Here is a 9,828-nt window from a genome sequence, read left to right as displayed (position 1 = left end):
GCCTGAGCAAAATCGGCATTGTATTCAAACTTTGTCTTTGTTACAGAGGTTTCATGTTCTATCATTCCTCTTTTTTTCTCCCTTTGAATACTTCGCCGGCTTTTATGGAAAATAGCAGCAAGTTCACCTGTGTCAGTTATCCGAGGAAAGAGATTTGTTCCCTTTAGATAAAACTCAAGAACAAGTCTTTCTTCGTATTTAAAATGGGTGAACTTTTTTTTCTTTTCTGCTATTGTTTTCATAGGTTTCTTTCCTCCGTTATTGTTTTTGTGTGGTAACAAAATTATAACAGTTCAAAGAAACCTTTTCTTTTATTTTGACGACATTATATTTTACTGCTTACATTTTTGTTATTGTCTATGACAATATTTGCTATTTTGTCAAAGGTGGGTTATAATTTTAAAGATACTTTAAATTGTTGTTTAATAAAGGAGTTTACAGCATGAACAGCAAGCAAAAACTTTCCGACATAGTTTTCAGTAAAAAACTGTTTATTATCTACTTGTGTACATATTTTGTACCATTTTTCTGCAGCTGGCTGGCTTTCATTTATCTGAAGTTATTTAGCCCCGCAGATACCTTAAAAGGAATGGCTTCTGCAACAGGCCTATTTGGAAGTATAGGTATTATTACTTTTGTTCTTACCTGGTGGTTTTCTCAGAAAAAACGTTTTGAAAAATTTAATCCAGATGATCCTGCATCGGTAAAAAAAATTAATAAGCTTGCAAAAAGCTTTCAGAACATTACTCTTGCAACGGCAATTGCCAATGGAGCAGTTTGTGCGGCCCTGGTACAGTTTTCATTCGGAATGAAGGGTGTTGTAGTTGATACAGCCCCTCTTTATACAACCTGTGTTGGTAACGTAATTGTTATTTCGGCAACTTTCTATATTCGTTTTCTTCAGACTTTGGAAGAGTCTCTTTATTCAGTTCCTTACAGTAAAGAGTTTAAGGGTCTTTCTTTGATTATGAGAAGCGGCCTTATCAGCGGCTTTACTTCAATCGGAACTCTTATGATTACAGTAACACCGGTTTTTGTAACTAATCTTTCAGATCTTCCGGTTTCAACTTTAATCTGGCATTATGTTTTCCCGGAAGGAATTATTGGTGCAACCTTTATTGTTATCTGTAGTTTGCTGCAGGCAAGAGGTATGAGCGGACGTGTAAAAATGATTACAGATTTTACCCGTCAGGTTGCGGCAAATGATTATACAGGTAAGTCACTTCTGGTAGAAAGCCGTGATGAATTTGGTCTTCTTATTAATGACTTGAATTCATTTAAAGATACAACTCAGAGCCTGCTTAAAGATATTGATAAATCAGTTTCTGTTGCGGCAAATACAGCAGATGATGTAAGCACCAGCATGACAGAAACTTCTTCTGCCATAGAAGAAATTATGGCAAATATTAACAGTGTAAAAGCCCGTGTTGAAAATCAGGCAGCAGGTGTAAACAACAGTGATCAGACAATTCAGAACATGATTTTGAAAATCAATGAGCTGAATGAAAGTGTACAATCACAGGTTAATGGAGTTTCAACCTCTTCAAGTGCAGTTGAAGAAATGGTAGCAAATATTCGTTCAGTAACTCAGATTCTTGAGAACAACACTGCTACAGTTCAGAAGCTTGGAGCAGAATCGGAAAATGGTCGTAAGCAGATTCATGAGGCTGCAAAGCTTGCAAATATAATTCTTGATAAATCAGCTGGACTTGTTGAGGCATCTTCTGTTGTTCAGAGTATTGCTTCTCAGACAAACCTTCTTGCTATGAACGCTGCTATTGAGGCGGCTCATGCAGGAGATGCAGGTAAGGGATTTGCGGTAGTTGCCGGAGAAATTCGTAAGCTGGCTGAACAGTCAAATGAACAGGGTAAAAAGATTAATACTCAGCTGAGTGAGCTTCAGGAAATAATTGAAAATGTTTCTAATAATACAAAGTCTGTACAGAATCAGTTTGAAGTAATTTTTGATCTTACAAACAAGGTTCAGGAACAGGAAACTGTTATTAAGAATGCAATGGATGAACAGAATGAAGGAAGTACACAGGTTCTCCAGTCTATCAGTGAGATCCAGACTTCAACAGACATTGTAAGAAGTAACTCAGCAATTCTTCTTGATGGTGGAAAACAGATTGGACAGGAAATGAATAACCTGGCAAATGTTACCCGCGAAATAAATGATTCTATGAATGAGATGGCTGCAGGTTCCGGACAGATTACAAAGGCCGTTGAATTATGTATGAATCTTACAAGTGATAACCAGAAAAACTTCAGTTCGTTGAGAGCAGAAGTTGGAAAGTTTAAGATTTAGAATTATTAAATAGATTGCTTCGTCACTGCGTTCCTCGCAATGACGTGAGAACAAAAAAAGGAGTGTCTTGCGATGACACTCCTTTTTTTTGGCTTGTTTTATTTACATTACAACTTCAACTGTAATCTCTTTGATTTTTCCATTGCGGGCAAAGAGGTCTGCAGTTTCTGCTGCGGTAAGGGTAGAACCTTCACGGCGTTTTCCGTTTACAGTAATTGCCGAACTATCGTTAGTTAGTTTATATACTACCGGAGTTCCGCACCATGTAAAGCACAAGGTTCCTGCAGCCTTTCCTTCTGTAAAGAATTCTGACTTCTTTAGGATTACCGGTTTAAAGCTTGCACAGCCATCGACAATATCAAGTCCGAGTTCGCCCCAGCGGGTAAGAACTTCTTCTTTTACCTGACCGGTCATACCAGGCTGTTTTGCTCCCTGCTGGAATGGAGTATGAGAATAAGGATCTGCAGGGAAGGCACCGTATACTTCAGCTTCCTTATTAAATCCAATACCGGCGCGTACTTCGTAATAAGCCTCACATAGCTCTTTAACCAGATTGGCAGAAGCACCCTCTTTTACAGCAGCTAAAGTGTTTTCCTGAGCGGCCAGCAGCAACTTAGAAACCATATGCCAGTAAATACTTCCAAGTCCTTCGTAAGCATAGAAGGTTCCACTTCGTCCTGTAAAGCTCTGGTGGTTGAAGGTCTTTTCGTAAAGGGCTTCGAGAGCAGCAAGCTCTTTTGCCTTTGGCTTCTGGCTTGCCGGCAGCTTTTCACAGAATTCACGCAGGAAGCGTACATTGCGGAACTCACCATTGAAGTGATATTTTCCATTGCAGTCCACAGTAAGAATTGAATCACCTGTTTTAGCTATAAGGCCTCTAAGGTCTTCAACTTCTACGCTCTTAATTACATTTTTAGCTTCAAAATCAGCGAGCTCTTTGTTAGGGTAGAGCATATAAGAATTCTGACGTGGTTCATACATGCGGCTCTTGCGAAGTGCCTTGAGAACTTCAAGAGCTTCTTTTGCATCGAGAAGACCGCTTGAAAGAACAGCAACCTGTCCTTCGAGCATTTCCTGAAGGTATTCGATTTCCATTTTTCCGCCGAGGCCTTCCTTATCAAAACCTGTAATCTTCATTGTGTTATAGGCATGATAAAGTCCGTCTTTTCGGTGATTCAATTCGATTGTTGTTTTGATATGTTCAAGGATTGAATTAAGGGTTGCAAGAATATCTGCTTTTTTAAGAGTCTTTTCTGAAGTGCCGTATCCCTTCTTGTAAAGAGAGTTTCTTTCTTTTTCAAAAAGTTTTCCTTCTGTATCTGCAAACGCTTTTCTTGCGGCTGCATTTGTTGCAGCCTTTTTAGCTGAAGTTTCTGTATAAAGTTTTCCCAGTTCCTTAAAGCAGTCTGCAACAGCAGATGGAAGTTCAAATTTTTCTGCATCAGAAGCTTCAAAAATATTGATAAGGAATTTTACAAAGCGGTGCAGGTAATAAAGAGTTACCATTGAAAGTCCGTAGCCTGCAAGAGCGTTGTTAGCATCGTTCCATTCCGGGCGCTGAGTGTTGAGCCAGATTCCGCCACCAGGTATGAAGTTTGCCATCTTGGCAATTACAACCTGAAGCAGCTTTGTTGCGAGAGTTACCATTGCAACATCACCCTGGCCTGCGTTTCCTGAATCAGTTACAAGCTTTGCATCTGAGCCAGCATTTGCCGCAATGCTCTTAAGCTTTGTGCTGAGCTCACGGTCAAAGGCGATTGTATTTCTTGGATCATTTACAATGTCTTTATAAGAATTGATTCTGTAAGGAACATTTGAGCTTGCGTAGATTTTTTCGCCAAGCTCGCTTACAAGCTGATTTTTGTTGAGCTTTGCATAAACTTCGAGCAGCTTCTGAAGATAGATAACCTGATGGTCGCCCCAGTAACCAATCTGTGCCCATGGATTATCAGGTTCAGGAATTTCCCAATCGATTCCTTCGCGGGAAATGCGGTAAGGGTTGAAGCCTTCGATTGTCATGGCGTTAAGGAATTTTGCAGTCATGTTTTTGATGTACTGTGGATATGACCAGGCAAGAGCTTCCCAGTTCTGGAAGATGTCGCGCCAGTTTCCTTCGTAGTTCAAAATAGGGTTTCCATTGTCGTCGCGCAGGTGAATGTTAAAGCGGTTCCATGGACGGCTTGGGTCACCGTGGCGGCGGCTGAAGGTAAGAGGCATGTATTCGTAGAAGAGTCGGCTAAGCTGTGGGTTCATAAGCTTTTGAACAGGAGCTTCGAGTTCACCGTAATTTACAAAGCCGTCTTTATCTGCGCTGGCAGCAGCCTTAGCAGTTACTTTTTCAGCAGTCTTTACAAGTGCCTTATTGCGCTGGCCTACAAATTTTACAAAGTCTGAAAGGTTGATTTTTCCTCCGTTTGCAAAGAAACCACCGCGCATAATATTGAACATAACGTTCTCTGAATGGTGTACACAGGTCATTGTTTCTGCTGTCTGCTGGAAACCGTCTGCCTCTGCGATGTATGTTTCCATCAATTTTTTACCGTCGGCAATATCAGCTTCGAGGGCTTTAGTGAGGGCAGAGCGGTCTTTAAGTTCTTTTTTGAGGAGAGCAATTTTTGCGGCGTCAAGACGTGTGTCGAATACCTGGTACCAGCGGATTGCTTCGCCTTCGGCTCGCAATGACGAAGAAGCAGCAGGCAATGACACTTCCTTACAAATATATGCTGCAGGTCTTTTTCCTTTTACAACATTCATTGCTGTAACATTGCCGGAATCGGCAAACTCGATAGGTGCTTCAGGATTCAGGAAAAGCTGATCATCAGTATTGAACCAGCTTACGTTTGCAAAAAGGCCTTCGCTTGGTTCTGCTTTATCAGTTACGATAGAAGAAACTGCAAAAAGTGCAAGGCGGCTTTCTGAGTCTAAATCAGTTTTTTTATAAGCATCGAGGAGTACGCTGTTGTTGTTTTGGAAGTCTGCAGTTACGCAGGCAGGTAAAATGTTGCGGCAGCCGTCGAGCACTTTTACGCTTACAGCATTATTTGAAAGATTTGTAATTACGCTCTTTTTTACCAGGCCGTATTTTGGAGAAGAAGTCCAGCCATAGCGGAAGGCAAGCTTCAAATCATCATTTATTTCTTCAAACCAAACTTCTGTTCCGGCTGCATTTTTATAGATGTTGCGGCTGATATTTTTTTCAGCAAGACGTCGGAGAGCAGGACTTGCACTGAGACTTGCAAATGGTTCCCACAAAACGGCCTTGTCACCTTCTCCTACGCGGATTGCGGTGTATGAGCCGGTGTAGCTTTTAGCATCACTAACTTTATCTGCTGTGTAATAAGGAAAAACAGCATGATCACAGTCAATGCGACCAGCAGTAATTCCGCCCTGAGACCAGCAGAAATTCCATATATCAGATGCAGAGGTGATTGTCATAAAGAAATCATCCATGCAATCATAATTTTCAATTTTGTAAAACTGTTCGTTTTCTCCAGCCAGGTTTGTAAAATAGCCCTTTGCTTTTTTCATTCTAAATCCTCCAGAACTAATTCTAATAAAACCCGCAGGCAGTACGCAAAAAGCGTACTAACCCGCAGGTCAATAAAAAAAACTTCTTACTAACGTAAAACTAAACCACAATTTTTCATAAATCAATAAGAAGGTGTTCAAAATTCGGTTAAAAACCGAAATATTTACACCTTTATGAAAATTTACAAACTTTTCAGATAAGCCTTGCGAGTTTATACTCCAAACTGTAAGCGAGGTACTGTCATGAAAAAGAAAAACAATGAATTGCCAGTAATTCCAAAGAAAAGTTTCTTAGTAAGACTGCACGAAGAAAAATACCTGCAGTTTATGGCTATTCTTGGAATCATTTGGATGCTCATTTTTAATTACATCCCTATGTATGGAATTCTTATTGCCTTTAAGAAAAACTTTTTTATTACAACTCCATTGTTCAGCAAAAAGTTTTTCACAACACCATGGGCAACAAACGGCGGTTTTCAGCACTTTTTGAACTTCTTCAAAGATGAAGAATTTTTCAATGTAATGGCTAACACTTTGGGAATCAGTATTCTTAAATTGATTTTCAACTTTACTCTTCCGATTGTTTTTGCACTTCTTTTGAACGAAGTCAGAAACATGAGATTCAAGAAAGCTGTTCAGACTATTACTTATATGCCACACTTCCTTTCATGGGTTGTTCTTGGCGGTATTCTTACTACCTGGCTTGGTGAAGGCGGACTTTTCAACGAACTTCTTATTAAGATGGGATTGTTGAAAGAAGGAGTTGCCTTCCTTGCTTATCCTAAGTATTTCTGGGCTATTACAGTTCTTTCAGATTTGTGGAAGGAACTTGGCTGGTCTGCAATTATTTACCTTGCTGCAATTTCCGGAATTGATCAGGAAATGTATGAAGCTGCAAAGGTTGACGGTGCAAGCCGCTGGAAGCAGATCTGGACAATTACCCTTCCTTCTATTGCACCTACAGTAACAATTATGTTCATTCTTGCTGTTGGTGGTCTTTTGAATACAAACTTCGATCAGATTTTGGTTTTGAATAATCCTTTGAATGCACCACGCAGTAACGTACTTGATATCTATGTTTACCAGACTGCTATGCGAGGTATGAGATATTCATATGCTTCGGCTATCGGTTTGTTTAAGTCGGTAATTGCATTCATCCTGTTGTTCATTGCAAATCAGGTTACCAAGAAGCTGAACGACACATCGTTGTTCTAAGAGGCTGGAGGATTTAGATTATGGCACATTCAAAATTAAATAGAATTACAACTGGAGACATTATCATCGGAGCAATTATGGTATTGCTTTGCTTTGCAGCTCTCTATCCGGTATGGTACACAATCATCATTTCTTTCAATGATTCAAATGATGCACTTCGTGGTGGTATTTACTGGTTCCCTAGAAAGTTTAGTCTCCAGAGTTATAAAACTGTTTTCCAGGATAAAACAATTATCCGAGCTTTTATGATTACAGTTTTGAGAACTGTTATAGGTACAGTTACAAGCGTTTTCTTCACAGCAATGGTTGGATACGCTTTCTCTAAAAAGCACATTATGGGAAATAAGGTTTATACAATCATCGGAACAATCACAATGTTCTTTGGTGGCGGTTTGATTCCTTACTTCATTACGTTGAAGAACCTTGGTCTTTACGACAACTTCCTGGTTTATATCATTCCAAGCTTGTTCAACTTTTATAACATGATAATCTTCATGTCTTTCTTCCGCGGCCTTCCTGCAGGACTCGAAGAATCTGCAAAACTCGACGGTGCAAACGACATGCTGATTTTTATAAAAATTATACTCCCTTTATCTATGCCGGTAATTGCAACAATTGCTTTGTTCAACGGAGTAGGTCACTGGAACGATTACTTTGCCGGAGTTATGTACATCAACAAATCAGAATTACAGCCGATTCAGACTTATCTCTATCGCGTTGTAGCCAGTGCTTCTGCTTCTAAGGCAGTTGTTGCAATGCCTGCCGGCGTTTCTGCTCAGCAGGTTAGCTCACAGTCGGTTCGTCTTGCAACCATGGTTGTAACAACCTTCCCGATTATGTGTGTATATCCATTCCTGCAGAAATACTTTGTAAAGGGAATGTTGATTGGTTCGATTAAGGGTTAATAGATTGTCGGGTCAAGCCCGACAATGACACGACTTTGATAATATTTATAGGAGGAAATAAATATGAAAAAATTCAAGGTAGTAGCATTAGGTTTTGCTATGGTTGCTGCAATGTCACTCGTTGGCTGCAGCAAGAAAGAAGCTGCCCCAAAAGCAGAAGCAAAGAAATCTGCTGAAGTAGCTGGCTGGAAAGCAAATGCAGACAAGCCAATTAAGTTTGACTGGTACATTAACTTCAGCTGGTTTGCTCGCCATTGGGGAGACTCAAAGGTTTCTAAGTACATCACACAGAAAACTGGTGTAGATGTAAACTTCATTGTTCCTGCTGGAAATGAAGCAGAAAAATTGAATGCTATGATCGCTGGTGACGCTCTTCCAGATCTCATTACTTTGGGATGGTGGGAAGGTCAGATTCCTATGATGATTGATGCAGATCTTCTGTATTCACTCGATGAACTCGCAGACAAGTATGATCCATACTTCTGGAAGGTTACAGACCCTGTAAAGGTAGGCTGGTACCGCCAGGCTGATGGACACATCTATGGATATCCAAACGCATCTTATACTTCAACAGACTACGAAAAGTATCAGGGTAAACTTACTTCAAACGAAACTTTCCTTGTTCGTAAAGATATGTACGAAGCTCTCGGAAGCCCAGACATGACAACTCCAGAGGGATTCCTCAACGCACTCCGCGCTGCAAAGGCTAAGTTCCCAACTGTAAACGGACAGTCACTTATCCCATTCGGAACAAACGAATTCGGTGATACAGGATGTTCACAGCTCCAGGGTTACCTTGCACACTTCCTTGCAATTGCTCCAGAAAAAGATGGTAAATTCGTAAATGCAGACCTCGGTCTTACAGATGATCCAGAGTATCTCCGCTGGATGAAAATGTTCCGCCAGGCTCACGAAGAAGGTCTCTTTGCTACAGACGTATTCGTAGACAAGAGAAGCCAGATTGAAGAGAAAGCAGCTCAGGGCCGCTACTTCTGTCTCCTTTACCAGAACTGGGATATGCAGGCTCCACAGAACGCTCTTTATGCACGTGATCCAAACTCTATCTACATTGCTGTAGATGGTCCAAAGAACTCTAAGGGTGATGATCCAGTTCTCGCTGGTGGCGGTATTGCAGGTTGGACAGTAACTTTGATTTCAAAGAACTGTAAAGATCCAGCTCGTGCTATTCAGTTCCTTTCTTACCTTATTTCAGAAGAAGGTCAGATGGATACAAACTTCGGTATCGAAGGTGAAACATACACAATCGAAAACGGAGTTCCAAAGCTTACACCAGAAGTTGCTGAACTTGATAAGACAGATAAGAACAAGCAGGAAACAGACATTGGTGTTCAGTATACATACTGGATGCTTATGGATACAGCTTGGCAGGCACAGTTTGGTGCAGACTATGCTCCATCTCTTGCACAGCCACAGCTCTGGACACGTCCATACGTACACTCATATGCAGCATACGACGGACTTACACTTCCAGTTGGTTCAGATGAACAGCTTATTTACGAAGACATCCAGCGCCGTTGGGGTAAGGTTCTTCCACAGTTGATTCGTGCAGGTTCAGAAGCTGAGTTCGACAAGATCGTTGCTGAGTTCAACCAGTATAAGAAAGACAAGGGAATCGATAAGGTTATCGATGCTCAGACTGTATTGATGAACGCTAACAAGAAGAAGCTTGGTATGTAAGTAAGGAGGGGGAAGTCTCCCCCTGCGGCGGCACGATGTTGCCGCCTACCCTCTCTGCGGGGGACACCCCCGCAACGCCCAACATCATCAACTTAAGGAACCTACTATTTAAAAATTCTAAAATCTATTAGAATTTCTGTATGGGTGGAAAAAGTATAACAAGATTTAACAGAA

General features: G+C 40.8%; 6 protein-coding genes. 4 read left to right on the top strand and 2 right to left on the bottom strand.

Annotated elements, in window-relative coordinates:
- On the bottom strand, window positions 1-242 hold a 242-nt coding region (locus G626_RS0114705), incomplete at its 3' end, for a hypothetical protein (protein WP_027727189.1).
- 200 nt (window positions 243-442) lie between these two features.
- On the opposite strand from G626_RS0114705, the gene G626_RS17000 reads away from it, so the two are divergent.
- The gene (locus tag G626_RS17000) at window positions 443-2,308 is read left to right on the top strand and encodes a methyl-accepting chemotaxis protein (protein ID WP_022933545.1); all 1,866 of its coding nucleotides are present in this window, start codon (window positions 443-445) and stop codon (window positions 2,306-2,308) included.
- Window positions 2,309-2,410: 102 nt separating this feature from the next.
- Here G626_RS17000 and G626_RS0114695 read toward each other — a convergent pair whose 3' ends face one another.
- A complete protein-coding gene (locus G626_RS0114695) occupies window positions 2,411-5,836 on the bottom strand; it encodes a hypothetical protein (protein WP_022933544.1) in 3,426 nt (1,141 codons plus the stop codon).
- A gap of 243 nt (window positions 5,837-6,079) precedes the next feature.
- Between G626_RS0114695 and G626_RS0114690 the strand changes: the two genes are divergently transcribed.
- The 3 genes from G626_RS0114690 to G626_RS0114680 all read left to right on the top strand — a co-directional run bounded on the left by G626_RS0114690 (window position 6,080) and on the right by G626_RS0114680 (window position 9,654).
- Window positions 6,080-7,051 carry an ABC transporter permease gene (locus G626_RS0114690; RefSeq protein ID WP_022933543.1) on the top strand — a complete coding sequence of 324 codons (972 nt, stop codon included), beginning with the start codon at window positions 6,080-6,082 and terminating at the stop codon, window positions 7,049-7,051.
- 20 nt (window positions 7,052-7,071) lie between these two features.
- Entirely contained in the window at window positions 7,072-7,956 is an 885-nt protein-coding gene (locus G626_RS0114685; RefSeq protein WP_022933542.1) for a carbohydrate ABC transporter permease, read from the top strand.
- Window positions 7,957-8,019: 63 nt separating this feature from the next.
- Window positions 8,020-9,654: an extracellular solute-binding protein gene (locus G626_RS0114680; protein ID WP_022933541.1), complete on the top strand. Its 1,635-nt coding sequence runs from the start codon at window positions 8,020-8,022 to the stop codon at window positions 9,652-9,654.
- The last annotated feature ends 174 nt before the right edge of the window (window positions 9,655-9,828 follow it).

The sequence above is a fragment of the Treponema bryantii NK4A124 genome, from assembly GCF_000421345.1.
In the GTDB taxonomy this organism is placed as follows: Bacteria; Spirochaetota; Spirochaetia; order Treponematales; family Treponemataceae; genus Treponema_D; species Treponema_D bryantii_B.
This window is presented reverse-complemented; position numbering and strand designations above follow the sequence as displayed.

Coding starts and splice junctions, on each gene's coding strand:
- G626_RS17000 (WP_022933545.1), top strand. CDS start 443: ATGAACAGCAAGCAAAAACTTTCCGACATAGTTTTCAGTAAAAAACTG.
- G626_RS0114695 (WP_022933544.1), bottom strand. CDS start 5,836: ATGAAAAAAGCAAAGGGCTATTTTACAAACCTGGCTGGAGAAAACGAA.
- G626_RS0114690 (WP_022933543.1), top strand. CDS start 6,080: ATGAAAAAGAAAAACAATGAATTGCCAGTAATTCCAAAGAAAAGTTTC.
- G626_RS0114685 (WP_022933542.1), top strand. CDS start 7,072: ATGGCACATTCAAAATTAAATAGAATTACAACTGGAGACATTATCATC.
- G626_RS0114680 (WP_022933541.1), top strand. CDS start 8,020: ATGAAAAAATTCAAGGTAGTAGCATTAGGTTTTGCTATGGTTGCTGCA.